This window comes from Micromonospora sp. M61, assembly GCF_018070245.1.
GTDB classification, from domain to species: Bacteria; Actinomycetota; Actinomycetes; order Mycobacteriales; family Micromonosporaceae; genus Micromonospora; species Micromonospora zamorensis.
In genome coordinates this window covers 1-26,822 of record NZ_JAGPYA010000022.1, presented here as the reverse complement: position 1 = coordinate 26,822, position 26,822 = coordinate 1, and the positions used below count along the sequence as shown (strand labels likewise).

Sequence of the window (26,822 nt, the reverse complement as noted above, 5' to 3'; positions counted from 1 at the left end):
GACAAGATCGCGCTACAACACGAAACAGTGGCCTCCCCGAGCGGGGAGACCACTGTTTCCACGATCGTGCGCGATCTTGTCGCCGGCGGCCTGGGAGGTCAGGGTGCCTGGGAGGCGACGACCACGGCGTCGGGTGGGGTGTCCGGGACCCTTCGGGCGGCGAGCCGGCGGACCGCGGTGTTCAGCACCGCGATGAGCGGCACGGAGACCAGGGCGCCAGTGATGCCGGCGAGTACGACACCGGCGGCGATACCGATGATCACGGCGAGCGGGTGGAGAGCGACCGCCCGGCCCATGATCAGCGGCTGGAGCACGTGCCCCTCGATCTGCTGCACACCGATCACCGCACCCAGGATGATCAACGCGGTGACCGGGCCGCTGTCGACCAGCGCCACCAACACCGCCACGCCACCGGAGAGCGCCGCACCGACGATCGGGATGAACGCGCCGAGGAAGACCAGCGCGGCCAGTGGGAAGGCGAACGGAACGTCGAAGATGACCAGGAAGATGCCGATGCCGACCGCGTCGATGAAGGCGACCAGCACTGTCGCGCGCACGTAGGCGCCGAGCGTGTGCCAGGAGGCGCGGCCCGCGTCGTCGACCTTCCACCGAGCGGCGACCGGCAGGAGCCGGACCAGGAAACGCCAGATCCGGTTGCCGTCGCGCAGGAAGAAGAACGTCGCGAAGAGCACCAGCAGCGTGCCGGTCAGCACCTCCGCCAGCGTCGCGGCCGTGCTCAGCGCGCCGCTGGTGAACTTCGAGGTGTTGTCGTTGATCCAGGCCTGCGCCTCGTCGATGTAGCGGTCGAGCTGGCCGTCGGAGAGGTGCAGCGGGCCCGTCTTCAGCCAGTCCTGGATCTGCCGCACGCCCTCCGAGGACTTCTCGCTGAGCTCCGGCACACCGCGGATGAACTCGTTGACCACCAGCGTCAGCGTGCCGATCACCGCGGCCAGGCCGCCGACCAGCACCACCGCCGTCGCCAGCGACCGGGGCAGTCGGGCCCGCAGCAGCCAGCCCACCGCCGGCGCGAGCAGCGCGGAGAGCAGCAGAGCGATGGCCAACGGGATGATCACGATCTTGATCGTGCCGACGATCCGGAGCAGGGCCCAGGCCACCACACCGATCACGATCAGGCGCCAGCACCACGCGGCGGCGATCCGCAGCCCGTGCGGAACGTCAGCGTCATCCCGGCTGGAGGTCGAGCTGTGCAGGTCCACCGGAGGTTCCGCGCCGAAGACCGAGGCGCTCGGCGGTGCGGTCGGCCCCGGAACGGCCGGCGACGCCACCCGGGCGGCGTCCGACACGCCGCTCAACTCCTCGGTCGTGCTGCCCTCGTCGGAGCGCGCCGACTCCTGTCGTGACTGGTAGGCGCGGCGCAGCCGCCCGCGTACCCGCTCGAAGCGGCTCAAGCGCACCTCCTGGCAGAAGAAATCGGTCCGCCCACGGCGACAGGTCGGACAGCATACGTCCGTTGCCGACACCGTAGGGCAGTTCCGCCACACATTGCCCCCGCCCCCACCGGCGTAACCACCGGCGGCCGGCCGTCGGCCACACGGTAGCGTCTGCGGCGTGACCGTCGACAACGATCTCGACGCTGGCCTGCCGATCCGCCTGCTGCACGACCGGGTGCTGGTGCGAATGGAGGGCAGCGAGGGCGAACGTCGCTCCACCGCCGGCATCGTCATCCCGGCGACCGCCCAGGTCGGCAAGCGCCTCGCCTGGGCCACCGCCGTGGGGGTGGGCCCGAACGTCCGCGCCATCGTCTCCGGCGACCGGGTGCTCTTCGACCCGGACGACCGCTCCGAGGTCGAGCTGCACGGCCGCGGGTACGTGCTGCTGCGCGAGCGGGACGTGCACGCCGTGGCCGCCGAGCGGATCGAGAACGACCCCACCGGCCTCTACCTCTGACGCACCTCCCCCGGGCCACCACGCCCCGCCGCGCGCCGTTTGCCCGGCCGCACGACGGGAAGCCATCCGGCGACCGTGGCCCTGGGGAGGGACGATGCCGGTATTCGTTAAGAAGTTGTTGACCTGGGGCAGCGTCGCGTTCCTGATCTACTTCGTGGCCTTCCGGCCGGACGGCGCCGCACAGATGTTCAAGGCGATCGGGGCGGCGCTGATCGCGATGTTCCAGGGTTTCGGTGACTTCCTCACCACCCTGATGACCTGAGCTGGGCCGCCGGCCGGGGCACCGGCCGTCAGGGGTGATTCGGCGGCCAGGGCGCGGGCGGTCGCAGGGCGGGCCAGCCGGACGGGGCGTAGCCCACCGGAGGCGCAGCAGGGGCGAGCACCACCGGAATCGGCACCACCGGCTCGTCCGGCGCGTCCACCGGGCGCTGCGTACCGTCCGGGAAGCGCAGGTGGTAGCGGCTGCCGTCCCAGACCCCGGTCGGGGCCTGCGGGTCCCGGCCGACGAAGAACGACCGGTACGCGGTGATCGCGTCCAACAGCTCCCGCTCCTCTCGCGCGCTCCGGTCCTGGTCGGCGGGCTTGCGGTCCAGGCCGCGCAGCGTGCCGTCACGCAGCAGGGCCAGCCGGGTGGCGGCGGACTGGTAACCGCGCATGGCGCGCACCCCGGCGTCGCCGGCGACCCGCCGGGCCCACCTGCGGGCCGCGTGCCGCCGGCCGAGGCTGCTCAGCGCGGCCACCTCGGGCGGGCTCAGCCAGCCGGCGCGTACGTAGTCCGGCAGGGTCCGCTCGGTGAGCCGCCCCTCCCAGGCGCGCAGCCACACCGCCAGCCCCACCATCCCGAAGAACACCGGCACCATCAGGCCCAGGAAGCCGTACAGCATGATCAACGCCTGGCCCGTGGCCTGGGTCAGTGTGGGCAGCAGGTTCCACGTGCCGTGCAACATCATCGCCAGCAGCAGGCCGCCGATCGGGGCGAGCACCCGGACCCGTCGGTCGGCCGTCCGCGCCGCGATGCCCAGCCCCACACCGGTCATCGAGGTGAAGAGCGGGTGAGCGAACCCGAACAGCAGGATCCGCAGGATGAAGATCGCGATGACCTGCTGGATGCCGGTGGCCGGGCCGTACCGGTCGACACCGGACGCGTAGCCCAACCCGCCCAGGTAGAGGATGTTCTCCACCATGGCGAAGCCGACCGCGGACAGCCCGCAGTAGACCAGGCCGTCGGTGATCCCGGACCACTCGCGGCGGCGGAACACCAGCAGCAGGATCGGGCCGAGCGCCTTGGTCAGCTCCTCGATGAACGGCGCCACCAGCACCCCGGTGAGCGCGGACGGCAGACCCCAGTCCTCGAAGCGGTTGGCCGCGAAGTCGTTCACGGTGAGCGAGGCGGCGGTGGAGACGAACGCTCCCCAGGCGAAGCAGAAGATCAGATATTTCAACGGCTCCGGTTCGTACCGGTCCAGCCAGAGGAAGCAGGCGACCAGCACCGGCACCGGCAGGATGGCGGCGGCCACCCCGATCAGCAGGGCCTGTACGCCGAGCGACTGGCCGAGCGTGAAGACCATGAACACCGCGCAGGCGGCGATGAGCAGCACCACCCCGGCCAGCGCCAGGAACCGTCGCCAGCCCAGTCGGCGCAGCGGCATCCGGGGTGCCTCGCCGACGGACGGGGCCGCTGGCGCGGGCGACGACGGCAGGGGTGAACCGGGCGGGGTGTCGGCCATGCGGTCAGCGTAGCGATCTGCCGCCGGTTGGTCCGGTCGCATCGGCAGCCGCTATGCTGCCGGCAGGTCACGAGCGCCAGCGTCAAGCCCCGGCTTGCTGGCCGGCAACCCTCGTCGAGTTCGCGGTGGGGTGCCCCGGGTGATGACCGGGCCCAGCCCGATCGGTGTGCTGGGCAAGCGCGGACCCCGTCCCGATGCCGCACCCGGGGTCCCTGACCCCGGAGGTTCCGGCGTGTCCGTCACCCTTGTCTCCTCGCTGCCCATCCGCGTCGACGCCGCGCCCCGGCCGGCCTCGTCGCGACCGCTGGACGTCCTCGGCGTACCGGGCGAGATCAACCTGGACTACGCGGCCAGCGCACCGTGCGTGCGGGCCGCCGCCGACGCGGTGACCGAGCTGCTGCCCTGGTACGCGAGCGTGCATCGTGGGGCGGGAGCGCTGTCCCGGCGCTGCACCCTCGCCTACGAGCAGGCCCGCCAGACGGTCGGTGACTTCTTCGGCGGCCGCGCCGACGACCACGTGATCTTCACCCGCAACACGACCGATGCGCTCAACCTGCTGGCGCGGGCCCTGCCGGCCGGCACGACAGTGGTCACCAACGCCGGCGAGCACCACGCCAACCTGCTGCCCTGGCCGCGCGGCTCGGTGCGGTTGCCGGTGCCCACCGACCCCGACGCGGCGGTACGCGACCTCGCCGCCGCCCTCACCGAGCTACGCCGGGGCAGCAACCCGGCGCTGCCGGTGCTGGTCGCGGTGACCGGTGCCAGCAACGTGACAGGTGAGCTGTGGCCGGTCGCCGAGCTGGCCCGGGTGGCACACCGGCACGGCGCCCGGATCGTGCTGGACGCCGCGCAACTCGCCCCGCACGTCCCGGTCGACCTGCTCGCCCTCGACGTCGACTATCTGGCCGTGTCCGGCCACAAGCTGTACGCGCCGTTCGGTGCGGGTGTGCTCATCGGCCGGGCGGACTGGCTGGACGACGCCCCGCCGTACCTGGCCGGTGGTGGTGCCACCAGCCACGTCGGGCCGGCGACCCACGACGTGACCTGGGCGACCGGGCCGGCCCGGCACGAGGGCGGCACCCCGAACCTGCTCGGCGCGGTGGCGCTGGCCGCCGTGTGTGCGGCGCTCGACGACGCCGACCGGGCGGCACTGGCCGCCCACGAGCAGGCGCTGCTGGCTCGACTGCGCTCCGGCATCGCCGCCCTGCCGCACGTCGTGGAGCTGCGCACCTTCGGTCCGGACGCGCCCCGGGTCGGGATCGTTTCGTTCGTGGTCGCCGGCTGGGAATCCAGCGACGTGGCCGCGCGACTGGCGGCCGAGCACCACATCGGCGTACGGGACGGCTTGTTCTGCGCTCACCCGCTGGCCCGGCGGCTGCTCACCGAGGCGGCGGGGCGTACCGGTCGGCGGGACCTGCCGCCCACCGCGCTGCGTGCCAGCATCGGCCTGGGCAGCACGGCGGCCCAGGTGGACCGGCTGCTCGCCGCGCTCGCCGAGCTGGGCTGAGGCCTCCGCGCGACTCGCTCAGCCGACCGGCGGGGCGGTGGGTGGTTTCGGCGCCTCGCCCGGCTCGGCGGGCTCTCCGACGGGGCGCTCCTGCTCACCGAAGGCGGTGCGGATCCACCGGTTCGCCTCCTCCTGTTCGATCCCGGAGGCCACCAGCAGGTCGCTCGCGGTGGTCCGGATCTGGGCGACCACCACACTGCCGGAGAAGCCGACCCCGTCGCCGTACGCTCGCCCGGCCTCGCTGACGGCCCGCAGCGACCGCTCGCGGGCCTTCTCCGGTTCCTCGCCGGCGGCGAACTCGTGTTTGAGCAGCCGGACCGACTCGGCGAGGTGGTTGATCGCGTCCGGCATCGGATCGGGCACCGGTTCCTCGTCCTCGACCAGGGTCACGGACCTGCGGATCAGCGTGCCGCTGTTGCGCATCGCCCGGTCGATCGGGTCGGCCGCCTCCGCGTAGTGGGTCAACTCGTCGCGGCGGTGCCACCGGGCCGGGGAGAGGGTGGCTGTCTCCTTCGCGCCTTCGATCGCCTCCCCCAGCGTGGCCAGCTCCTCCTTGTTGTTGCGCAGCCGGTCCAGTGCCCGCTGGATGCCGGCGCGGTCCCGGCTGCGCAGCCCGTCGGCGGTGGCGTCAAGTTGGGCGGCGAGCAGGTCCAGCGCCGGCCGGGCGGCCCGGTTGATCACCCGGAGCGGGTTCAGTGGCAGCAGCACAGCCGTGACCAGCAGCGCGATCCCACCGCCGAGGAACGCGTCGACGAAGCGGGGGATCTCCAGGTTCTGGGTCGACGGGCTCAGCGTGACGATCAGCACCGCCGTCGCCGCCGCCTGAATGACGATGGCGACGCTCGCCCCGGCGAAGATGGTAAGCAGGATCGCCACCGTGACCACCAGGCCGAGCTGCCACGCCCCGGTGCCGAGAAAATAGATCAACAGGTCGCCGACGCCCACCCCGACGCCCACCCCGACGATCAACTCCACGGTCCGGCGGAACCGCTGGCCGACCGACGCGGCCAGGGTGCCGACCGCGGAGATCGGCGCGAACACCGGTTGCGGGTTGCCGAGCAGCCGGTGCGAGACGAAGTACGCCAGCCCGGCAGCCAGCCCGGCCTGCACGGCGAGCCCGCCGGCCATCCGCACCCGGTGCAGCCGGTCGTGCAGGGTGGCCCGGCCGCGATGGCGCAGCTCCTCGGTGGCCTCGGCGATCCGGGCACCGTCGATGTCCACCAGCCCCTTGCGCAGCGCGGTACGTCGCACCATCGGAGGTCGCTTGTCCCGGGCCACGGCCATGGGCGCGACTACCCGTGGTGGGCCCGCTGAATCCTCCCTTCTCGCGCGTCGTGGGCGGATGCGGCAGACTCGGGCGGTGGTTGATCTGCTGGATCGCTGGCGAATCGCGGCCCGGGGCGCCGGTGCGGGTTCGGGCCCGACGTCGACCGGTGCCGGGGAGCAGTTGCTCGCCCGGTGGCGGGAGCCGCACCGGCGCTATCACACGGTGGCCCACCTGACGGCGGTGCTCGACGTGGTGGACGAGCACGCCGACCTGGCCGGCCGGCCTGACGTGGTCCGATTGGCGGCCTGGTTCCACGATGCCGTCTACGACCCGCGGGCCGTCGGCGACGCCAACGAACGCGACAGTGCCGCGCTGGCCGAGAGCGTGCTCGCCGGGCTCGGAGTGCCGGCGCCCACGGCGGCGGAGGTGCACCGTCTGGTACTGCTCACCGCCGGGCACACCGTGGCACCGGGCGACCCGGACGGCGCCCTGCTGTGCGACGCGGACCTCGTCGTGCTGGCCGCCCCGCCGGCCGACTACGACAGGTACGCGGCAGCCATCCGGCGGGAGTACGCGCACGTGCCGGAGCCGGCCTTCCGGGCCGGGCGGGCCGCTGTGTTGACCGGCCTGCTGGCGCTGCCCGCGCTGTTCCGGCTGCCGCCGCTGGCCGCCCGATGGGAGGAGCCTGCCCGGGGCAACGTGCGCCGCGAGCTGGCCGCGCTCAGCGAGGGGTCGACGGGCGCGGGCTGACCAGGTGTTTCGGGCGACGCAGTCCCGCGGAGCGGAGCAACCGGACCAGCTCCCGGCTCGGCACCACCTGGGCACCGAGCCACACCGCCGCCGCGAACCGGTCGGCCGGAATGTCGTAGTGGTCCCGGTCGAAGCCGCGTCGGGGCGCGCCGAGTGTCTCGGCGAAGGCGTGCAGCTCGGCGTACGAGACGTCGCTGATCAGGTGCGACCAGAGCCGACCGCGCCACGGCCAGGCAGGCCGGTCCAGGTAGAGCATGGTGCCCAAGCTATCCCGCTCAGTTGATCATGTTGATGATCGCCCGCTGGCGACCTAGCCTCGGCTGCATGGCCCCCACCAATCTCCTCGACGACCTGCGCGACGCGCTCGGTGGCGACGCCGTGCTCACCGACCCGGACCTGCTGCGGATGCACCAGCGGGACGAGGCCGACCTGTGCGCCGCCGGCACCCCGCTCGTGGTGACCCGTCCGCGCAGCACCGAACAGGTGGTCGCCGTGGTCCGGGCAGCGGCGCGGCACGGCGTACCCGTGGTGCCGCAGGGTGCGCGGACCGGGTTGGCCGGCGCGGCGAACGCGGTGGACGGCGCGGTGGTGCTGAGCACCGTGGCGATGGACGAGATCCGGGAGATCGACCCGGTGAGCCGGATCGCTGTGGTCCAACCCGGGGTGGTCAACGCGGCACTGGCCGGGGCGGTGGCGAAGCAGGGCCTCTGGTATCCGCCGGATCCCGGCTCCTGGGAGTCGTCGACGATCGGCGGCAACGTGGCCACCAACGCCGGTGGCATGTGCTGCGTGAAGTACGGCGTGACCACCGAGTACGTCCTCGGCCTGGAGGTGGTGCTCGCCTCCGGTGAGGTGCTGCGCACCGGCCGGCGTACGGCCAAGGGGGTGGCCGGGTACGACCTGACCCGGCTCTTCGTCGGCTCGGAGGGCACCCTCGGGGTGATCACCGAGGTGACTGTGGCGTTGCGGCCCGCGCCGGCCGAGTCGCTGACCCTGGTGGCGGTCTTTCCGTCCACTGCGGCGGCCGGTGCCGCGGTGGCCGAGATCGCGGCCCGCGGGCTCACGCCCAGCCTGTTGGAACTGCTCGACCAGACCCACCTGCGGGCGATCGAGGCGTACCAGCCGATGGGGCTGCGGACCGACGCGCAGGCCCTGCTGCTGGCCTCCGTGGACACCGGCAGCCGAGCCGCCGACGACCTTGCCGCCCTGGCCGCTGTGTGCGAGGCGGCCGGCGCCGACGAGGTCTACGCGGCCACCGACGCGGTGGAGGCGGCGGCGCTGCTCCAGGCCCGCCGGCTGGCCCACCCCGCCATGGAGAAGTTCGCCGCCGACGCCTACCCGGGTGGCAACGGCGGTCTGGTGATCGACGACGTGGCGGTGCCGCGCGGTTCGCTTGCCGCGCTGCTGGACGGGGTGGCCCGGATCGCAGCGGAGTGCGAGGTGCCGATCGGTGTGGTGGGGCACGCCGGGGACGGCAACATGCACCCGAACATCGTGGTCGACCGGGCCGATCCGGCGAGTGTGGAGCGGGGCCGGCGGGCGTTCGACGAGATCATGCGGCTCGGCCTGGACCTCGGCGGCACGTGCACCGGCGAGCACGGGGTGGGGCTGCTCAAGCGGGACTGGCTGGCCCGGGAGATCGGGCCGGTCGGCGTCCGGGTGCACCAGGCGATCAAGTCGGCGCTCGACCCGGCTGGTCTGCTCAACCCGGGCAAGGTGCTCTGACCTGGCTGAAGGTCAGCCCTTGACCTCGGCCGGGGTCGCCTGGGTGAGCAGCAGCAGGATCTCCCCGGCGACCGGCGTGCGCTCCTCACCAGGGCAGTCCTGCGAGGTGATCAGCCCGGTCGAGGTGATCAGGCTGGACGTCAACGCGTCGATGCAGGTGGTCCGGTACCTCCGGGCCTGATCGGTCTCGGCGGCCAACTTCGGGTTGGAGAGCAGCACCTGGAGCCGTTCGGTCAGCTCCGGCGCGAGGGTGCCCCGGGAGGTGACCCCGTCGCCGGCGCAGTCGAGGCACTGCCACGCGCCGTTGCGCTCGACGCTCAGGGTGCGCATCGGCCCGTCTTCGCCGAGCCGCTGGAGCAGGCTGACCTGACCGGCGGCGACGGTGGTCGGGATCTCCAGCTGCGATCCGCCCCCCGCAACCGGGGCGGATGGCTGCGCCAGAGTCGTACCCGGCTTGTCCCGGTCGAACAGCGAGCACCCGGTCAGGGCACCGACGAGCGCGACGGCGAGGAGGGGTAGGAGCAGACGAGGGTGCGCGCGGGGTAGCACGCGCGGAAACCTACCCCACCGTAGGTAGCGACCGAAACCACCATCCGGGTCGGTATCGATGGTTACCCATTGGTAACGTCGCAATTCGTCATCGAGCGGACGGACGCAGCTCCACCTGATCGTCGTCGCCGCCACGGTCGGCGGCGTAACCCCGCACGTCCGGAGCGCCGAGCCGGGCGGCGTCCGCCGCGGCGTCGTCCGGCATCAACTGGGACTGCCGCTCCGCCTCCACCCGGGCGCGGTAGTGCTCCACCTCGCGGGCCCGGGTCGCCTCGTCCCAGCCGAGCACCGCGCCCATCAGCTCGGCGGTGTGCTCCGCGGACTCCAGCCCCCGGTGGCTGGTCTCGAACGAGATCCGGGTCCGCCGGGTCAGCACGTCCTCCAGGTGCAGCGCACCCTCGGCCCGCGCCGCGTACGCGACCTCCGCCGCCAGATACTCCGGAGCACCCGCCAGCGGAGACGCGAGCAACGGGTCGGCGTCGACCAGGGCCAGCAGGTCCAGGGTGAGGGTGCCGTACCGCTCCAGCAGGTGCTCCACCACACCCACCGGCACGCCGTGCCGGCGGGCCAGGTCGGCCCGGTCCCTCCACATCGCCGGGTAGCCGTCGGCACCCAGCAGAGGCAGATCGGCGGTACGCGACGAGCGCGCGCCGCCGAGCCGGCGGGCCGCCCGGTCGACCACGTCGGAGGCCATCACCCGGTACGTCGTGTACTTGCCACCGGCGACCAGCAGCAGCCCGAGCATGGGTTCGAAGACCGCGTGCTCGCGGGAGAGCTTCGACGTCGAGTCGGCCTCGCCGGCCAGCAACGGCCGCAGCCCCGCGTATACCCCCTCGATGTCGGCGGTGGTCAACGGCCGGTCCAGCACGGTGTTGACCTGCTGCAAGAGGTAGTCGATGTCGCGGGCCGAGGCGGCCGGGTGGGACCGGTCCAGCCGCCAGTCGGTGTCCGTCGTGCCGATGATCCAGTGCCCGCCCCACGGGATGACGAAGAGCACCGAACTCGCCGTGCGCAGGATGAGCCCCGCCTCGCCGGTGATCGCCGAGCGGGGCACCACCAGGTGCACCCCCTTCGAGGCGCGCACCCGGACGCCGGGCCGCAGGCCCACGTCGTTGAGCATCCGCGACATGTCGTCGCTCCAGACACCGGTGGCGGCGATGACGGTACGGGCGTGCACCTCGAACTCCGCGTCCGGCGAACCGGCCGGCGCCTCCAGGTCACGGACGCGGACACCGGTCACCTCACGCGCCTGCCGGATCAGCCCGACGGCGCGGGCGCTGCTCACGACCGTGGCACCGAGGCTGGCGGCGGTGCGGGCGAGGGTCACCACCAGGCGGGCGTCGTCGACCTGCCCGTCGTAGTAGCGGATCGCCCCGGCCAGCGTGTCGGGCCGCAGACTCGGGAAGACCCGCCGGGCCCCCTCGCGGGTCAGGTGCCGGTGCAGTGGCATGCCCCGGCCACCGCCGAAGATCCCGGCGAAGGCGTCGTAGGCGGCCACACCCGCGCCGTAGTAGGAGCGGCGGAAGATGCGGGCCGGCAGGTCCCGCAGCCCTCGCCCGGCGGGCAGGGGCACCAGGATCGGCACCGGACGCACCAGGTGCGGCGCGAGCCGGGTGGCGAGCAGGCCTCGCTCGGTGAGCGCCTCGTGCACCAGGTGGAACTCCAACTGCTCCAGGTAGCGCAGGCCACCGTGGATGAGTTTGCTCGACCGACTGGAGGTGCCCGCCGCGAGGTCACGCGCCTCGACGAGGGCCACCTTGAGGCCCCGGGACGCCGCGTCCAGAGCGGCACCGGCACCGGTCACCCCGCCCCCGATGACCAGGACGTCGAAGCGCTCGGCGCGCAGTCGACGCAGGTCGGACACACGGCGGACCGGCGAGAGCTGGCCGGCGACGGATCGGGAGATGTTGGGGTCACGCACAGGTCCACGGTAACCGCCATGCCACCGTGCCGGCATTCGCCGCCCGCCCGGCTGACGGAAACTGTCCAGCACCGGCACGGTTCTCCGGTCGACCCGCAACACGACGGTCGGATGGAAACCGCTCGCCGTGGTCGTAAGGTTCTCGGATGCAAGGTCACCCCGCGCAACCCGGATTCAGCGACCGCAGCTCCCCGTGGTCGGTGGTCGCAGCCGTGCTGGTCGGCTGCTGGACGGTCGCGGTCACCGCGGCCACCCAGACCGGCGGCTGGGTCACCGATCAGGTGCTGCTGGGCTTCGGGCTGGACCGCGTCGGCTGGCTCTGGCCGGTGCTCGGCCTGACCACAGTCGTGCTGGTGGGCACACCCGCCCTGCTGCTGGCCGTGCTGCCCCGGTCGGCTGCGGTCCGGGCCACCGGGAAAGCCTGGCTGATCGGGGGGCTCGCCCTCGGCGTGCTCACGCTGCTGCGGGTCGTGCCGCCGGTGCACCACGAGGCGTACCTCGCCGGGCTGGCCGGCGTCGCGCTGCTCAGCGCGCTCGCCGCGCGCTGGTCGGCGCGACGATCGTCCGGCCCGGATGTCGACACCGCGCCCGCCGCCGCACAGTGGGCCGGCGAGCGCACCGAGCAACGCGACGCCACCGGTGGTGCGCCGCTGAACGACGATGCCGCCGCCCGAGCCGAGACCGTCGCAGGCCCGGGGTCGAGCGCCGACGCCGCCGGGAGTACGAACCCGGTCGGACGTCAGCGTGGATGGCATCGGACCGGGCCGGTGCCGCTGCTCGCGATCGCCGCCGGGTTGGCGCTGCTGCTGCCGTGGGCCTGGCTGGGCGCGCTCGGCGGGCTCCTGGAAACCGCGCTCGCGCTGTTGGCGGCAGCCGCGCTGGGGGTGCTGGCCGCGACACTGTTGGACGCCACCTTCTGGTCCCGGTTCGCTGTTGGCCGACCGCCGCGGCCGGCCCGGCTCGTCCTGCTGGGAGGTCTGGTCGCCGGGGTGGCGCTGCTGCTGCTCGCGGCCGGCACCGGCCAGTCCGGCGCGCAGTTGCCCGCGCTGCTGACCCTTCCCCCGGTGGGTTTCGCACTGGCCGCGTTGTGGGCCGCGGCCTGGCGACCCAGCACCGACCCGGCCGTCGCCGCACGCGCCGGCCGGACTGCGACCGGCTGGCTCGTGGGCCTGGCCGCACTCGGCCCGTTGGCCTTCACCGACCCGGAAGAGATCACCCTGCTGCTGGTCGGCACCCGGGACATCCCGTTCTGGGTTGCGGTCGCCGCCGGCGCCGGGCTCGCCGTCGCGGTCCTGGTCGCCATCGGGTACGCGGTGCTGCTCGCCCGGCCGACGGCACGCACCCCGAGTCGCCGGTCGGCCGCGGTGGCAGCCGTGGTGCTGCTGGTGGCGTTCGGCGTGGTCGACCTGGGTCCAGGCCAACCGGGCCTGCACGGCGAGCGGCTGTTCGTGATGCTGCGGGCGCAGGCCGACCTGAGTGGACTGCCGGCCGGCGCTGCGGGTCGGGCCGGGAGGGACGCCCGCGCGACGGAGGTCTACCGACGGCTGGTGACGACCGCCGAGCAGAGCCAGGCCGACCTGCTCCGGGGGTTGCGTCGACTGCGACTCGACCCGGTGTCGTACTACCTGGTCAACGCGGTGGAGGTCGACGGCGGTCCGGCGGTGCGGGCGTGGCTCGCCCGCCGGCCCGAGGTGGCCCGGGTGCTGGTCAGCCAACGTCTGCGGCCACTGCCGGCCCCGGCGGGACAGAGCCGCGGCACCGCGCCCAGGCCCACCGGCCCGGAGTGGAACATCCGCCAGATCGGCGCGGACCGGGTGTGGTCCCAGCTCGGGGTGACGGGCACGGGCATCGTGGTGGGCAGCTCGGATTCGGGGGTGGACGGCGCCCATCCGGCGCTGCGCGCCGGGTTCCGGGGCGGAGACGACTCCTGGTACGACCCGTGGGACGACACCCGCAGCCCGACCGACCAGGGTGGGCACGGCACCCACACGGTGGGCAGTGCGGTGGGGCGCGACGGCATCGGGGTGGCGCCTGACGCGCAGTGGGTGGGCTGCGTCAACCTGGACCGCAACCTCGGCAGCCCTGCGTACTACCTGGACTGCCTCCAGTTCATGCTGGCGCCCTTCCCGACCGGCGGCGACCCGTTGACCGACGGCCGTCCGGAGCGCGCCCCGCAGGTGCTCACCAACTCCTGGGGTTGCCCGCCCATCGAGGGTTGCGATCCCGGCGTACTGCGGCCGGCCACCGCCGCGCTGGACGCCGCCGGGATCTTCGTGGTCGCCGCCGCCGGCAACACCGGGCCGTGGTGCGCGTCGATCGACGACCCACCGGCGCCGTACGCGGACGTGCTGACCGTGGGTGCGGTGGACGCGCAGCGCCGGGTCGCCGAGTTCTCCTCGCGCGGGCCGGTGCCGGGTGCGAGCAAGCCGGACGTGCTGGCACCGGGTGTGGGTGTGGTGTCGGCCATGCCGGGCGGCACGTACGCCGCGCTGGACGGCACGTCGATGGCGACCCCGCAGGTGGCCGGGGTGGTCGCGCTGATGTGGTCGGCGAACCCGGCGCTGGTCGGCGACGTGGCCCGGACCCGGCAGATCCTGCGGGACACCGCCACGGCGGCCACGCCCACCTACCGCTCCGACAACCCGTCCGACACCTGTAGTGCTCCGTCGAACGTCACGGGTGCCGGTGAGGTGGACGCGTACGCCGCCGTGCGCGCCGCCCAGCAATAGGCAGGTTTCCTTCCGGATCCGACGGGCGGGAGCGCGGGCCGCCACACGGTGTTCTAGGGTCGGCGACCATGGACGCCGAGATCACCGTCACCGAGCTGACCCCCGACCTGGCCGACACAGTGGTGCGGCTCTGCGAACAGGCTCTCGACCTGCCCGAGGACGCCACCGAGGCCGCCGCCATCGTGGACGTGCTCTGGCCCCGGGCCGCCGCCGACCGGCCGGTGGTCGGGCTGGGCGCGTACCGGGGTGCGGACCTGGTCGGGGTGCTGTTCTGCTCGGTGTCGTCGGCCGAGCCGGGCATCGGGCACGTCGACCTGATCGCGGTCCGTGCGGATCAGCGCCGCCGGGGCGTCGGCCGGGCGCTGCTGCGGCGGGCCGAGCAGGTGCTGGCCGAGCGCGGAGCGACCGAGGTGCTGCTGGCCGGGAACCCGCCGTACTACGCGTGGCCGGGCATCGACGTCCGCTACACGCCGGCGGTCTGCGCCGCCCTCGCGCTCGGCTACCAGCAGGACCGGACCGCCTGGAACATGACCGCCGACCTGTCGTACGACGGGTCACCGGCACTGCGGTCCACCGAGGCGGCGGAGCGGCGGCTGGCCGATCAGGGCATCACGGTGCGCCGGGCGGAGCCGGCGGACCTGCCGGCGCTGACCGCGTTCGCCCGGTCCACCTTCGGCGGCACGTGGGACGGCGAGTTGGCCGGGTCGGTGGGTCGTGACGGCGCCGGCTGCCACCTGGCGGAGCGGGGCGGCGAGGTGCTCGGCTTCGCCGCGTACGGGTCGTCCCGGCCGAGCTGGTTCGGGCCGATGGGCACCGCGCCGGCGGCCGAGGGGTCGGGCATCGGTGGTGTGCTGCTGCGGCGCTGCCTGCACGACCAGCAGGCGGCGGGGCTGACCAGGGCGGAGATCGGCTGGGTGGGGCCCGTGCCGTTCTACTCGGGCAGCGCGGGTGCCCGGATCGAGCGGGTCTTCTTCCTGTACCGGAGGACCCTGCCGGTGGCATAACCGGGGCAAAGGGGACATTGATCCATTCGCCCGCGTCGGTCATCGACGCCCCCTACCGTTTCGGTAGAGGAGGCAGCCATGACCACGGATGACGACCAGACCGAGGACGGCCCGCCGATCACCTGGAAACCGGTCGGCGAACTCCCCGGCCAACTGCCGTTCGACCGGCTCGACTACGGCGACGCCGAGCAACTGGCCGAGATGACCACCGACGACGGGTCGGCGGTCGTCGAGGAGTCACGGGAGATGGTGGACGAGCCGATCAAACTGCTTCCGCCGTACGACCGGGCACAGAAGCGGCGCAACCAGCGCCCACTGCCGACCTGACGACGAACGGGGCGGACCGCATCAGCGGCCCGCCCCGTTCCGTGTCGGAACTGGACTCAGAAGTCCATGTCCCCGCCACCCGGGCCAGCCGGGGCAGCCGGGGTCTTCTCCGGCTTGTCCGCGACAACGGCCTCGGTGGTGAGGAACAGCGCCGCGATGGAAGCGGCGTTCTGCAGCGCCGAGCGCGTCACCTTGGCCGGGTCGATGATGCCCGCGGCCAGCAGGTCGACGTACTCGCCGTTGGCGGCGTTGAGGCCGTGACCCGCTTCGAGGTTACGGACCTTCTCCACCACGACGCCGCCCTCAAGGCCGGCGTTGACGGCGATCTGCCGCAGCGGGGCGTCCAGCGCGACCTTGACGATGTTCGCACCGGTCGCCTCGTCGCCGACCAGGTCGAGCTTGTCGAAGGCGGTCTTGCCGGCCTGGACCAGCGCGACGCCACCACCCGGGACGATGCCCTCCTCGACGGCGGCCTTCGCGTTGCGAACGGCGTCCTCGATGCGGTGCTTGCGCTCCTTGAGCTCGACCTCGGTGGCCGCGCCGACCTTGATGACCGCAACGCCGCCAGCCAGCTTGGCCAGCCGCTCCTGCAGCTTCTCGCGGTCGTAGTCGGAGTCGCTCTTGTCGATCTCGGCCCGGATCTGGTTGACCCGGCCCTGGATCTGCTCGGCGTCACCGGCACCGTCGACGATGGTGGTCTCGTCCTTGGTCACCACGACCTTGCGGGCGCGGCCCAGCATGTCGAGGCTGGCGGCGTCGAGCTTGAGGCCGACCTCCTCGCTGATGACCTGGCCACCGGCGAGGATGGCGATGTCGGTCAGCATGGCCTTGCGGCGGTCACCGAAGCCAGGCGCCTTGACGGCGACCGACTTGAAGGTGCCACGGACCTTGTTGACCACCAGGGTGGCGAGGGCCTCGCCCTCCAGGTCCTCGGCGATGATCAGCAGCGGCTTGCCCGACTGCATGACCTTCTCCAGGATCGGGAGCAGGTCCTTCACCGACGAGATCTTGCTGTTGGCGATCAGGATGTACGGGTCGTCGAAGACGGCCTCCATACGCTCCGGGTCGGTCATGAAGTAGGCCGAGATGTAGCCCTTGTCGAAGCGCATACCCTCGGTGAGCTCCAGCTCCAGCCCGAAGGTGTTGCTCTCCTCGACGGTGATGACGCCTTCCTTGCCGACCTTGTCCATCGCCTCGGCGATGATCTCGCCGACAGTGCTGTCGCCAGCGGAGATGGAGGCGGTGGAGGCGATCTGCTCCTTGGTCTCGACGTCCTTGGCGAGCTTGGACAGCTCCTCCGAGACGCTCGCGACCGCGGCCTCGATGCCCCGCTTCAGGGCCATCGGGTTGGCGCCAGCGGCCACGTTGCGCAGGCCCTCGCGAACCAGGGCCTGGGCCAGGACGGTCGCCGTCGTCGTGCCGTCACCGGCAACGTCGTCGGTCTTCTTGGCGACCTCCTTGACCAGCTCAGCGCCGATCTTCTCGTACGGGTCCTCGAGCTCGATCTCCTTGGCGATGCTCACACCATCGTTGGTGATGGTGGGGGCACCCCACTTCTTCTCGAGCACGACGTTGCGGCCCTTCGGGCCGAGGGTCACCTTTACGGCGTCGGCGAGCTGGTTCATGCCCCGCTCGAGGCCGCGGCGAGCCTCTTCGTCGAAAGCGATCATCTTGGCCATACGGCGTTGTCCTCCTGGACACTCACGGGCCACCCGAGATGTGCCCCGGATGGGCCGCCTGGTGTGCGCACCTAGGGACGTCGCCACCTGGCGACGACGACGTCCTTCGGCCGGGCCGGATAGCCCGCGACGACCGGCCATGTGCTGCCCCGGTGTCTCCACACCGGCACAACCTGGCCCCACCGTCCCGACCGTTGGCACTCACGGTATGCGAGTGCCAATGACTTGTTTAGCACTCTCCCCTGCCGAGTGCAAGCACGATGGGGCCGCTCAGCCGAGTTCCGCGGCCAGTCCGGGAGTGTTCACCGGCGCCTCATGAGCGCGCTGCTCGGCGTACGTGACCAGCAGACCGATCATCTGGGAGAGGTGGGCCGGCAGGGCCAGCACCGCGGTGATCCCGATCACCACCACCGCCCCGACCGCGCTGTCCGGGGACGCGAAGGGATCCGTACCGAACGCCGCGGTGCCAACGCCCTCCAGCGCGCCGGGGATCACGGTGCCGACGATCACCGCCAGGGCGACCAGGGCCACCCGACCGAGCAGCAGGCCGAGCCGGTCGTGGAACATCCGGAACGACCGGCCGATCGGGTTGTGGCGTTCGAAGAGGTAGACCGGGCCGGCCATGCTCAGCGCGAACGCCAGGTAGATGCCGGGCAGGACGCAGAAGCAGGCACCGAGGCCGACGAGCAGGCTGATCAGCAGGGTCCACCCCCACAACCCGAGTGCCCGACGGATGCCGTAGCGCAGCGCGGAATCCAGGCTGCCCGGCTGACCGGCCGCCTGCTGGGTGATCACCCAACTGCCGGCGGCCCACCCGACGGCCTGCAACAGCCCGACCAGCACGCTGCCGCCGATCAGCAGGACCAGGAGGCTCACCAGCTCCACGGCGAAGTTGTCCGGCAGGGCGGCGGTCGTGCTCGTCTGGGCCTCGGCGGCCCACTTCGCCGACGGGTCCGCCCCGAGAGAGATCACCGAGAGCACCGCCGCGGGCAGCACCTGGGTCAGCAGCATGATGGGCACCAGCTGCCGCCAGCCCCGGCCCAGCGCTCCCCAGCACCGGCTGAACCAGCCAGCCAGGCCGGCACCGGGTGGAGTGACCAGGGGGTCGTTCGGGTCGTACCCGTAACCCGGCGGGTACCAGTTGACCGGCGGCCCCGGATGCCACGGCTGCGGACCGTAGGGCCCCGCTCCAGGCGGGTAGCCCCCGGTGGGCGGGAACACCCACCCCTGCTGCGGCTGACCGGCCGGGTCCCAGGCACCCTGCGCAGGATCCCAACCAGCCGGCGGGACACCCGGCACGGAGCCAGGCGGCTGACCGGCCGGGCCCCAGGCGCCCTGCGTGGGGTCGGACGGGCCTGGCTCACCCGGCCCGTAGGGCGGCGTGGACGAGGGTGGCTGGTCGGTCATGAACGCTCCTCAGCATCGGCTGGAACGGTTCACGATCTTCCCGGCTGCGCGCCCGTGCCGCCAGCCCCCAAGGCGGTGGCCGACCGGTGCGGAACGGTCAGGCGATGACGCGTACGTGCTCCGCCTGGGGGCCCTTCTGGCCCTGGGCGATCTCGAACTCGACCCGCTGGCCGTCGTCCAACGCCTTGTAGCCGTCCATCTCGATCGCGGAGAAGTGAACGAACACGTCCTGACCGCCGTCGACGGCGATGAAGCCGTAGCCCTTTTCGGCGTTGAACCACTTGACGCTGCCCTGTGCCACGGTGCCACTTCCCTCACTCTGCGCGGTGCTGCCTGACCCGGCGCACGGAGCGGCCGGGCGCTCTCGGACCACCGCCCCGGCAATCGATGAACGCCATTGAAGCAGGTGACCGAAATCGCACGCTACACGAGGACTGACAGCCGCGCACGACCACAAATCGGGCATGGTCCTGATCGCTTCCACACCAGCTCCGGCCGCACCGATCGACCCGACGCGGCGATCCGACGGATTCATCGACGTGAGTGCCAGCGGGGAAGGAGACGAGGCTGCGCCGCGAGCCGGTGAAGATCGGGCCCGACCCGAAAAATGCCGTTCACGCCCTGTGATAGGCATGCGGCATGACCACCGATACGGGCTCGACCTCCGTTCGTCGAGCGGAGATCCGCCGGGGCCGGCCGGAGGACGCCGCCCGGATGCGGGCGCTGCGCCTGGAGATGCTCGCCGACGCACCGTTGGCCTTCCTGGAGACCCTGGCGGACGCGGCGGCCCGACCGCACAACGAGTACGCCGCACGGGTCGCGTACACCTCGGCCGGCCCGAACAACGCGCAGTTCGTCGCGGACCCGGGTGGCCGGCTGGTCGGGCATGCCGGTGGCACGGTCACCCCGGACGAGCCCGGGCTGACCGTGATCTACGCCGTGTACGTCACGCCGACCTGGCGGGGCAGCGGCCTTCTCGGCGACCTGATCGACGGGGTGGCCGACTGGTCCCGGGCGTGCGGCCGACCGGAGCTGCTGCTGGAGGTCGTGGTCGGCAACGACCGCGCCTACCGGGCGTACCAGCGGCTGGGCTTCAAGGACACCGGCGTGCGAGTCCCTCACCCCAAAATCCCAGCCCTGAACGAGCTACAGATGCGCCGACCCGCCTAACAGAGAACTGACCCCAAGGCAGAGCCACTCTGACGCCCCCCAATAAAGAAACCGGAAGCGCCCGCGCCACAGTGCCCACAAGGGGTTTCCGGGGCAGCCCGACCCGCGCAGGGATCAAGCCTGACCGCCCGGAGCGGGTCGGGCTGCCCCGGAAACCCCCACCGCAACCACTACACGTGACGCCGAGACTGAACGATCCGGAACCGGTTCGCCACGTACGCCCCATCGGTCAACGCCGAGTTGGCCGCCGCGTTGGCCCCGCTGCCGTGGAAGTCGGAGAACGCCGCCGACTGGTTCACGAAGACGCCGCCGGTGAGGTTGCAGGACAGGTGCACCCCGACCTCGACCGCGACCGCCTCAGTGGCGTCCAGCACCGCCTCGTCGGTGGAGTAGACCCCGGCGGTGAGCGCGCCCTTCTCGCCGACCGTCCGGCGCAGCAGCTCCAGGCTCTGCGCGGTGGAGTCGGTGGCGATGGCGAACGAGATCGGCCCGAACCACTCCCGGCCGTACGTCTCCGCGTCGTCCGCCGCCAGCTTCACGATCGTCGGGGTACGCACCACCGCGTCGGCGTACGCCGGGTGCGCCACGACCCGCGACTCCAGCACCGGCTCGCCGACCTTGGTCACCTCGGCCAGCCGTTCCAGCACCCCGTCGTTGACGATGGCGCCGGTCAGCTCCACGCCTCGCGCCGGATCGGCGGTGAGCTTGCCGACCGCTGCGGCGATCCCGCCGGCCACCTCGTCGAAGCTCTTGTGCCCCTGGTCGGTCTCGATGCCACCGGCCGGGATGAGGATGTTCTGCGAGGTGGTGCACATCTGGCCGCTGTAGAGGGTCAGCGTGAAACCGAGGTTGCGGCACATGCCGGCGAAGTCGTCGGTGGAGTCGATGACGACAGTGTTCAGACCGGCCTTCTCGGTGTAGACCGAGGCCTGCCGGGCGTGCGTCTCCAGCCAGTCGCCGTACTCGGTGGAGCCGGTGAAGTCGACGATCTTCACGGAGCGGTGCAGGGCCAGGTCGCTGGCGAGCTTCTCACCGGGCGCCTCGGCCGCCAGCATGATCAGGTTCGGGTCGAACCCGGCCTCGGCGAGGACCTCCCGGGCGTACTTCACGGTGATGGCCAGCGGTAGCACCGCGCGCGGGTGCGGCTTGACGATCACCGGGTTGCCGGTGACCAGCGAGGCGAACAGCCCGGGGTACGAGTTCCAGGTCGGGAAGGTGTTGCAGCCAATCACCAGCGCCACCCCACGCGGCACCACGTGGAACGTCTTGGTCATCCGCAGCGGGTCACCCTTGCCTGCGGCCTTCTCCCAGCCTGCCGTCCCCGGGTGCCGGGTCATCTCGGCGTACGCGTACGCCAGCGCCTCCAGGGCCCGGTCCAGTGCGTGCGCGCCGCCGGCCTGGAAGGCCATCACGAACGCCTGCCCGCTGGTGAACTGCACCGCGTTGGCCAGCTCGAAGACGTTCTTGTGCAGCCGGTCGAGGATCTCCAGGCAGACTCCCACCCGGGCCTGCGGGCCGGCGTCGCGCCAGGCCGGCAGCGCGGCGGAGGCGGCGCTCACCAGCTCGCCGGGGCCGGCGTGCGGGTAGCGCACCGCGAGCTCCACTCCGAACGGGCTCGTCTCGGTGGCGACCCGGTCGCCAGCGCCCGGCTGGTCGAGGGGGAAGTCCCCACCGAGGTACGCCTCGAAGGCGGCCTTGCCGTCGGCGGCGGCGGTCTCGCCGTACACCCGAGGGCTGGGGGATTCGGGATAGGCGGACCAGTAGCCCCGCTCCGTGATCGCGGTCAGCGCACGGTTGAGGGTGTCGGCGTGCCTGTCGTACAGGGGCTGCGGGGTCTCCGTCATGCCCGCCATCATGCCTGAGCCCGGTCCGCGAGCAGTAGCGCGAATGCCCGACAGCGGCTCATGCCGCAGTCGGGTTCGGGAGCAGAAGCGCCAATGACCGACGGCACCGCGGTTGCCCGCGGCGGCAGCGGGTAACCGCGGGCCTCCGGCCAGGAGAGCAGGCCACGGGAGGGCGGCGGGTGAGGATCACCGAGATCCGGGTGCACGGGGTCGCCGACAAGGGGCCCGAGACGATCCTCGACCGACCGATCGTCGCGCGGGTCGCGGGAGACGACAACGCCGGCTTCTACCGGCCGCGGCCCGGCTACGGTGCCCCTGCGGACCGCGACGGGGTGACGCTTGAGGCGTACCGCTGGAGCCGGCTGACCGGCGGCACCGCGACCCGGACGTTCTCCCTGGTCCTGCTCCTGCCGTTCATGCTCAGCAACATCGCGGTCTGGATGCTGCCGGTGACCGGTGGCGGCGGCCGTGCCGCGCGGGCGCTGTGCCGACTGCTGGCCGCGACGATGACCGCGATGTACGTGCTCTCCACCGTCGGGGTGTCCCTCGACCTGATCGCCTGGCAGTGCGCGGCCTATCCGAGGTGTCTGGAGGGGCGGCGGGAGTTCTCCTGGCTGGGTGGCGTGCCGCCCGGGCAGCGGCTCGCGCTGCTGGCCGTACCGCCGATCATCGCGATCGTCCTGATCTGGCGGCTCGGTGCCCGGACCTGGCAGCTTCCCGAGGACAGCGACCACGCGCCCGGGGTGGGTGCGGACCGGCTCGACGCGCCCGCCTTCTGGGACACCCGCTCGCTGCTGCGCCGACTGCGCTCGGTGCACGTCGCGGTGGCGCTGGGCACGCTCGACGTCACTCTGCTGCTGGCTCTGGCGCCGCACGACGCCGCACTGCCCGGCTGGCTGCTGCTGGCCGCGAATGTGGTGCTGCTCGCCGGCGCGGTGGTGCTGCTCTGCCGGCCGGCGATCGAGCGACGCGGGGAGCAGGACCAGCGGAGTTCGCGGACGATCCGCTGGGCGGCCGTCGCGCTCACCGCGCTGACCCTGGGGTACGCCCTGGCGCCTCGGCCGCCGTGGGCGGCCGAGGGGACGTTGCCGGGGTACGGGATGCTGGTCGCCGGGTTGTTCGCCGGGCAGGTGGCGCTGCTCGCGATGCTCGGCCTGGTGGTGGCGGTGCAGCGCCGTTCCCTTCCCCGCCCCTTCTTCCTGCTTGCCGGGCTGGGCGCGCCGGTGCTGATCACCGTCGCGATCGGGCTGGGCGTCGCCTACTCCTCGGGTCTGACCTACGGGCTCGCCGAGTATCTGGACCGTGGGTCCAGCCCGACGCCCGCGCGGCCGCTGCCGCCCGGGGCGCCACCGCTGTCGCCGCCGATCGCCTACCGCTGGGTCACCCTCGGCTTCAGCCTTGCCGTGCTCCTGGTGGTCGTGACGGCGGTGCTCGTACCCCGGATCCGGCGTGGTCGTCGCCGCCGGGAGGCCGAGGAACTGGTCCGGTGGGACTACCCGGAAGCCTCCCGCGCGGCCCCCGAACGGGTCCGGGCCGTCCGCGACGCGATCGTGCGTGCCAGGCTGACGGATCGGCTCGGGCCGCTGCTGGCCACCGCGTACGTGGTGTTGGCACTGCTCACCCTGGCGGCGGCCGGGCTCTCGGTGATCGGTCCCGGCCCGGGTGCGCTCGCTCTGCGACTGGGCGGCGAGCCGCTGGCCCGTCCGGTGATCTTCGTAACCGACCTGGGCGCCCTGCTGATCGGGCTGTTCGCCACGGTCCTCGCGGTGATGGGACTGGTCGCCTACCGATCCGGCCCGATCCGGCTGGTCGGTGTGCTCTGGGAGCTGGCCACCTTCTGGCCGCGTGCCGCGCACCCGCTCGCCCCGCCGTGCTACGTCGAGCGGGCCGTCCCCGAGCTGACCCGCCGGATCGGGCAGCTCACCGCCGACGGGAACGCTGTGGTGCTGTCCGGGCAGAGTCACGGCAGCGTGCTCGCGGCGGTGACGATCCTTCAACTCCCCGACCACTGTCAGCGGCGGGTGGCCCTGCTGACCTACGGCACCCCGCTCGGAAACCGGTACCGGCGGATCTTCCCGGCGTACGTCAACGACGAGATGTTGCGCGAGGTCGGCGGCCGGTTGGCCTGGCGGTGGATCAGCCTGTGGCGGTACACCGACGCGGTCGGCGGACCGGTGTTCGTCCCCCTCCTGGACGGACCCGACGACCCGGCCGCCCGGGTCGACCGTCGGGTGGGGGACCCGAAGGGACTGCTCATCCCACCGACCGACACCGTGCCCCCACCGGTGCAGGGCCACCGGTTCACCCCGGACGACGACTTCCACGACGCGATCCGCGAACTGGTCGGGCGATTGGAGCGAACCGACGGCTGACCGCCCGGGTCAGAGGGTGAGCTGCCAGTTGTTCCAGGCGTCCACCGGGCGGAAGCCGAGTTGCTCGTTGATCGCCACCATGTAGCTGTTGCTGGTGGCGTTGAAGGTGTCGATGACGCGGACCGTCGGCTCGTGGGTCAGCAGGTGGTGCAGGTTCTCCGCCTTGGCGATGAGACCGAGCCGGTGCCCACGGTGGGCCGGGTCGACGATGGTGATCTGCTGGTAGGAGTGCCAGTCGGTGGAGGCGCTCACGTCCAGCAGGGTCCAGGCGACCAGCCGCCCGGACGCCTCGTGGCGCATCCCGAGGTGGTAGCGCCGCCGACCCCGGGCGTCCAGGGCGCGCTCGGTGCCACGGATGCGCTCGGCGTCCACCTGCTCCGGGTCCCACTGCACGTCGCCCATGGGCGCGTCCATGAGCAACCGGCCATCCAGGTAGGCGATGTCCGCCACGTACTCCTGCGGGGTGGAGCCCTGCCAGCAGACCGACTGATAGCCCTCCGCCCGCGGCCGGGCGTCGGCCAGCGCCGCGCGCAGGGCGATCCGGTCGATCGCGTCGACGTCGAGGCGGCGACGCACCTCGGGCAGCGCCGACTGGGCGCCGGTGGTGGCGGCGAACGCGTCTCCCGCCGCTGATCGCGCCGGCCCGTCGGGCAGCGCGGAGACGGTCATCGCGACGACCCGCTTGCGGCCGCGCTCGCGGAGCAGGCGTACGCCGTACTCGTGCAGCGCGCGACCGACACTCCGGCGCCGCAGCTCGGGATGCACCGTCAGCTCGGCGGTGGCGTTGTCGGTGTTGTCGAGCTGCGGCAGGTCCAGCTGGAGGTAGCCGGCCGGCGCGCCGTCCAGCCGGGCCAGCGCCCAGAGCGATTCGGTGCCGGGCATCGGCGTGTGGAACAGCGCGTCGAAGCGGCGTCGGCAGAAGGGTGGGAAGTCCGGCAGGTCGACCTCGGTGGCCGCCACGCCGATCCGGTACGCCTCGTCGACCGAGGTGCGGTCGGCGCCGTCGAACGACGCGATGGTGATGCTCATGCGGTGAGCGTGCACCGTACAAAAGCGATCGGGCCAGCGAATTACTCGCTGGCCCGATCGAACGTTGGTCGGGAGGGACACTCGCACAACGCCTCCGGCGTTGGGTCGCAAGAACTTCAAAAGTCTTCGGCGAAATGCCCTCCCGCACGGAGCATCTTGCGCCGTCCGGTTCCTGCCGTCAAGTCCGTAGCGGCGGGTTTTCCACACTCACAGCTAAAACCCAGTTACGGACTGATCGACTCGGTTTCACTGAAGTCGGGGTGTCCAGTCACCCCCGGACACCCCGATCTCCGTCAACCCGAGTGGATCAAGACCGGCAGCGGGTCAGCCCAGGAGGCCGGCGTCGCGGGCGGCGCGCAGCGACGGCTTGATGTGGTGGGTCGGCCCGACCTGACCGGCCACCGCGTCGATGGTCTTCAGACCCTCGCCGGTGTTGAACACCACGGTCTCCGCCGTCGGGTCGAGCCGGCCGGACTCGACAAGCTTGCGCAGCACCGCCACCGTCACCCCACCGGCGGTCTCCGCGAAGACGCCGGTGGTGCGGGCCAGGTCGCGGATGCCCGCGCGGATCTCGTCGTCGTCGGCGTACTCCATCCAACCGCCGGTGCGACGGACCGCCTCCAACGCGTAGAGGCCGGCGGCGGGATCGCCGATGTTGAGCGACTTGGCGATGCCGGTGGGCTTGACCGGGGTGATCGTGTCGGTGTCGGCGTGCAGGGCCGTGGCGATCGGGTTGCACCCGGCGGACTGCGCGCCGAAGACCTTCCAGCCGCCGGCCGGCGCCTCGACCAGACCGATCTCCACCAGCTCGGAGAACGCCTTGTCAATCTTGGTGAGCAGCTCGCCGCTGGCCATCGGGATCACCACCTGCGCCGGGATCCGCCAACCGAGCTGCTCGGCCACCTCGTAGCCGAGCGTCTTGGAGCCCTCCGCGTAGTACGGGCGGACGTTCACGTTGACGAACGCGGTGTCCTCGAACTCGTCGGTCTCCACCAGCTCACCACAGAGCCGGTTGACGTCGTCGTACGAGCCGTCGATGGCGACCAGCTCGCCCCCGTAGACGGCGGTGGTGATGACCTTGCCCTGCTCCAGGTCGCTGGGGATGAAGACCACCGAGGGCACCCCGGCGCGGGCGGCGTGCGCTGCCACCGAGTTGGCCAGGTTGCCGGTCGACGCGCAGGCGAACCGGGTGAAGCCGAGCGCCTTCGCGGCGGTGAGCGCCACCGAGACGACCCGGTCCTTGAACGAGTGGGTGGGGTTGGCGCTGTCGTCCTTGACCCACAGCTGCGCGGTGATGCCCAGCTCGGCGGCGAGGTGCGGGGCCGCCACCAGCGGGGTCAGCCCCGGGTCGAGGGTGACCCGGCTGGCCGGGTCCTGACCGGCGGGGAGCAGTGCGGCGTACCGCCAGATGTTCTTCGGCCCGGCCTCGATCTGCTCGCGGGTGACCGTCGCCAGGGCGGCCGTGTCGTAGTCGACCTCCAGCGGGCCGAAACACTCGTAGCAGGCGTGCTGGGCGGCGAGCGGGTAGCGCGCCGAACAGGCGCGACAGACCAGGGCGCGGGCGGGGCTGGCGGAGGTGTCGATGCCGGAGGCGGCGAGCGTCGACGTCATGTCGAGAGTCCTCTCATCTTTCCCCGCATCGCACGGTGCGGCGGGGACGGAATTGGCACCTGCCCCGCGGGTCGCTCAGCGGTGAGCGCGCGGGGTGGTTGCCGGGGCGTCGTCGGGCCGTATCCCTCAGCCCCTCTGGATGAGGTATGCAGTTGTGTCGTCGAGTCTAGGCAAAGCCGGGCGCGGCCTCCAGGGCAGATCCCAGGTAGTGGGTCAGCGGACGCTCACCGCTGCGGGGTCGGTCACCGCGATCGGGTCCGTGACCGCTGTGGTCCGGGGCAGTGCCGCGGCGCGGG

Annotated in this window: 22 protein-coding genes and 2 riboswitches; of the genes, 10 read left to right on the top strand and 12 right to left on the bottom strand. The window is 72.3% G+C overall.

Features of this window, described 5'->3' with window-relative positions; all coding sequences use genetic code 11:
• Positions 1-98 precede the first annotated feature (98 nt).
• Positions 99-1,409, bottom strand: a complete 1,311-nt coding sequence (locus KBX34_RS14855) for an AI-2E family transporter (RefSeq protein ID WP_247666970.1) — start codon at positions 1,407-1,409, stop codon at positions 99-101.
• A gap of 160 nt (positions 1,410-1,569) precedes the next feature.
• Here KBX34_RS14855 and KBX34_RS14850 point away from each other — a divergent pair, with 160 nt between their 5' ends.
• Complete coding sequence (locus KBX34_RS14850; RefSeq protein WP_088950411.1) at positions 1,570-1,908, top strand: co-chaperone GroES; 339 nt, start codon at positions 1,570-1,572, stop codon at positions 1,906-1,908.
• A gap of 94 nt (positions 1,909-2,002) precedes the next feature.
• Positions 2,003-2,170, top strand: coding sequence for a hypothetical protein (locus tag KBX34_RS14845; protein WP_172862117.1), 168 nt, complete (start codon positions 2,003-2,005; stop codon positions 2,168-2,170).
• A 28-nt stretch (positions 2,171-2,198) separates the two neighbouring features.
• On the opposite strand, the gene KBX34_RS14840 is transcribed toward KBX34_RS14845, so the two are convergent.
• Positions 2,199-3,677: a PrsW family intramembrane metalloprotease gene (locus KBX34_RS14840; RefSeq protein WP_210791131.1), complete on the bottom strand. Its 1,479-nt coding sequence runs from the start codon at positions 3,675-3,677 to the stop codon at positions 2,199-2,201.
• 23 nt (positions 3,678-3,700) lie between these two features.
• Positions 3,701-3,821, top strand: a riboswitch (SAM riboswitch).
• 76 nt (positions 3,822-3,897) lie between these two features.
• Here KBX34_RS14840 and KBX34_RS14835 point away from each other — a divergent pair.
• Entirely contained in the window at positions 3,898-5,142 is a 1,245-nt protein-coding gene (locus tag KBX34_RS14835; RefSeq protein ID WP_210925517.1) for an aminotransferase class V-fold PLP-dependent enzyme, read from the top strand.
• 18 nt (positions 5,143-5,160) lie between these two features.
• On the opposite strand, the gene KBX34_RS14830 is transcribed toward KBX34_RS14835, so the two are convergent.
• Positions 5,161-6,396 (bottom strand): aromatic acid exporter family protein, encoded by a 1,236-nt coding sequence (locus KBX34_RS14830; protein WP_141911408.1) that lies wholly within the window; start codon positions 6,394-6,396, stop codon positions 5,161-5,163.
• A 106-nt stretch (positions 6,397-6,502) separates the two neighbouring features.
• On the opposite strand from KBX34_RS14830, the gene KBX34_RS14825 reads away from it, so the two are divergent.
• Entirely contained in the window at positions 6,503-7,159 is a 657-nt protein-coding gene (locus KBX34_RS14825) for a metal-dependent phosphohydrolase (protein WP_307871401.1), read from the top strand.
• Here KBX34_RS14825 and KBX34_RS14820 read toward each other — a convergent pair.
• Positions 7,131-7,415, bottom strand: a complete 285-nt coding sequence (locus tag KBX34_RS14820) for a DUF4031 domain-containing protein (protein ID WP_088950414.1) — start codon at positions 7,413-7,415, stop codon at positions 7,131-7,133. The genes KBX34_RS14825 and KBX34_RS14820 overlap by 29 nt on opposite strands.
• A 68-nt stretch (positions 7,416-7,483) precedes the next feature.
• Here KBX34_RS14820 and KBX34_RS14815 point away from each other — a divergent pair, with 68 nt between their 5' ends.
• Positions 7,484-8,884 carry an FAD-binding oxidoreductase gene (locus KBX34_RS14815; RefSeq protein WP_141911412.1) on the top strand — a complete coding sequence of 467 codons (1,401 nt, stop codon included), beginning with the start codon at positions 7,484-7,486 and terminating at the stop codon, positions 8,882-8,884.
• 12 nt (positions 8,885-8,896) lie between these two features.
• Here KBX34_RS14815 and KBX34_RS14810 read toward each other — a convergent pair whose 3' ends face one another.
• Together KBX34_RS14810 and KBX34_RS14805 are read right to left on the bottom strand one after the other, a co-directional pair.
• Complete coding sequence (locus KBX34_RS14810; RefSeq protein ID WP_210791137.1) at positions 8,897-9,433, bottom strand: hypothetical protein; 537 nt, start codon at positions 9,431-9,433, stop codon at positions 8,897-8,899.
• 88 nt (positions 9,434-9,521) lie between these two features.
• Positions 9,522-11,339, bottom strand: coding sequence for a glycerol-3-phosphate dehydrogenase/oxidase (locus KBX34_RS14805; protein ID WP_099856767.1), 1,818 nt, complete (start codon positions 11,337-11,339; stop codon positions 9,522-9,524).
• A gap of 161 nt (positions 11,340-11,500) precedes the next feature.
• On the opposite strand from KBX34_RS14805, the gene KBX34_RS14800 reads away from it, so the two are divergent.
• The 3 genes from KBX34_RS14800 (at position 11,501) to KBX34_RS14790 (ending at position 15,414) form a co-directional block, all read left to right on the top strand.
• Positions 11,501-14,083 (top strand): S8 family serine peptidase, encoded by a 2,583-nt coding sequence (locus tag KBX34_RS14800; RefSeq protein WP_210925469.1) that lies wholly within the window; start codon positions 11,501-11,503, stop codon positions 14,081-14,083.
• Positions 14,084-14,151: 68 nt separating this feature from the next.
• Positions 14,152-15,087 (top strand): GNAT family N-acetyltransferase, encoded by a 936-nt coding sequence (locus tag KBX34_RS14795; protein ID WP_210925467.1) that lies wholly within the window; start codon positions 14,152-14,154, stop codon positions 15,085-15,087.
• Positions 15,088-15,165: 78 nt separating this feature from the next.
• Complete coding sequence (locus KBX34_RS14790) at positions 15,166-15,414, top strand: hypothetical protein (protein ID WP_088950419.1); 249 nt, start codon at positions 15,166-15,168, stop codon at positions 15,412-15,414.
• 56 nt (positions 15,415-15,470) lie between these two features.
• Here KBX34_RS14790 and groL read toward each other — a convergent pair whose 3' ends face one another.
• From groL to KBX34_RS14775, 3 genes are all read right to left on the bottom strand, one after another.
• On the bottom strand, positions 15,471-17,093 hold the full coding sequence (gene groL, locus KBX34_RS14785) for a chaperonin GroEL (protein WP_030490078.1): 1,623 nt from the start codon (positions 17,091-17,093) through the stop codon (positions 15,471-15,473).
• 270 nt (positions 17,094-17,363) lie between these two features.
• Positions 17,364-18,500, bottom strand: a complete 1,137-nt coding sequence (locus tag KBX34_RS14780; protein WP_210925465.1) for a hypothetical protein — start codon at positions 18,498-18,500, stop codon at positions 17,364-17,366.
• Positions 18,501-18,597: 97 nt separating this feature from the next.
• Complete coding sequence (locus KBX34_RS14775; protein ID WP_088950422.1) at positions 18,598-18,801, bottom strand: cold-shock protein; 204 nt, start codon at positions 18,799-18,801, stop codon at positions 18,598-18,600.
• A 338-nt stretch (positions 18,802-19,139) separates the two neighbouring features.
• Here KBX34_RS14775 and KBX34_RS14770 point away from each other — a divergent pair, with 338 nt between their 5' ends.
• On the top strand, positions 19,140-19,670 hold the full coding sequence (locus tag KBX34_RS14770; RefSeq protein WP_099848955.1) for a GNAT family N-acetyltransferase: 531 nt from the start codon (positions 19,140-19,142) through the stop codon (positions 19,668-19,670).
• 170 nt (positions 19,671-19,840) lie between these two features.
• On the opposite strand, the gene paaN is transcribed toward KBX34_RS14770, so the two are convergent.
• Positions 19,841-21,514 (bottom strand): phenylacetic acid degradation protein PaaN, encoded by a 1,674-nt coding sequence (gene paaN, locus KBX34_RS14765; protein ID WP_210925463.1) that lies wholly within the window; start codon positions 21,512-21,514, stop codon positions 19,841-19,843.
• Positions 21,515-21,693: 179 nt separating this feature from the next.
• On the opposite strand from paaN, the gene KBX34_RS14760 reads away from it, so the two are divergent.
• Positions 21,694-23,886: a hypothetical protein gene (locus KBX34_RS14760; RefSeq protein WP_210925461.1), complete on the top strand. Its 2,193-nt coding sequence runs from the start codon at positions 21,694-21,696 to the stop codon at positions 23,884-23,886.
• A gap of 9 nt (positions 23,887-23,895) precedes the next feature.
• On the opposite strand, the gene KBX34_RS14755 is transcribed toward KBX34_RS14760, so the two are convergent.
• The gene (locus KBX34_RS14755) at positions 23,896-24,915 is read right to left on the bottom strand and encodes a GNAT family N-acetyltransferase (protein ID WP_210925459.1); all 1,020 of its coding nucleotides are present in this window, start codon (positions 24,913-24,915) and stop codon (positions 23,896-23,898) included.
• 324 nt (positions 24,916-25,239) lie between these two features.
• Positions 25,240-26,526 carry a threonine synthase gene (gene thrC / locus KBX34_RS14750; protein WP_210925457.1) on the bottom strand — a complete coding sequence of 429 codons (1,287 nt, stop codon included), beginning with the start codon at positions 26,524-26,526 and terminating at the stop codon, positions 25,240-25,242.
• 10 nt (positions 26,527-26,536) lie between these two features.
• Positions 26,537-26,672, bottom strand: a riboswitch (SAM riboswitch).
• Positions 26,673-26,822 lie beyond the last annotated feature (150 nt).

Coding starts and splice junctions, on each gene's coding strand:
- KBX34_RS14830 (WP_141911408.1), bottom strand. CDS start 6,396: ATGGTGCGACGTACCGCGCTGCGCAAGGGGCTGGTGGACATCGACGGT.
- paaN (WP_210925463.1), bottom strand. CDS start 21,514: ATGACGGAGACCCCGCAGCCCCTGTACGACAGGCACGCCGACACCCTC.
- KBX34_RS14795 (WP_210925467.1), top strand. CDS start 14,152: ATGGACGCCGAGATCACCGTCACCGAGCTGACCCCCGACCTGGCCGAC.
- KBX34_RS14820 (WP_088950414.1), bottom strand. CDS start 7,415: ATGCTCTACCTGGACCGGCCTGCCTGGCCGTGGCGCGGTCGGCTCTGG.
- groL (WP_030490078.1), bottom strand. CDS start 17,093: ATGGCCAAGATGATCGCTTTCGACGAAGAGGCTCGCCGCGGCCTCGAG.
- KBX34_RS14815 (WP_141911412.1), top strand. CDS start 7,484: ATGGCCCCCACCAATCTCCTCGACGACCTGCGCGACGCGCTCGGTGGC.
- KBX34_RS14800 (WP_210925469.1), top strand. CDS start 11,501: ATGCAAGGTCACCCCGCGCAACCCGGATTCAGCGACCGCAGCTCCCCG.
- KBX34_RS14840 (WP_210791131.1), bottom strand. CDS start 3,677: ATGCGACCGGACCAACCGGCGGCAGATCGCTACGCTGACCGCATGGCC.
- thrC (WP_210925457.1), bottom strand. CDS start 26,526: ATGACGTCGACGCTCGCCGCCTCCGGCATCGACACCTCCGCCAGCCCC.
- KBX34_RS14770 (WP_099848955.1), top strand. CDS start 19,140: ATGACCACCGATACGGGCTCGACCTCCGTTCGTCGAGCGGAGATCCGC.
- KBX34_RS14755 (WP_210925459.1), bottom strand. CDS start 24,915: ATGAGCATCACCATCGCGTCGTTCGACGGCGCCGACCGCACCTCGGTC.
- KBX34_RS14790 (WP_088950419.1), top strand. CDS start 15,166: ATGACCACGGATGACGACCAGACCGAGGACGGCCCGCCGATCACCTGG.
- KBX34_RS14780 (WP_210925465.1), bottom strand. CDS start 18,500: ATGACCGACCAGCCACCCTCGTCCACGCCGCCCTACGGGCCGGGTGAG.
- KBX34_RS14845 (WP_172862117.1), top strand. CDS start 2,003: ATGCCGGTATTCGTTAAGAAGTTGTTGACCTGGGGCAGCGTCGCGTTC.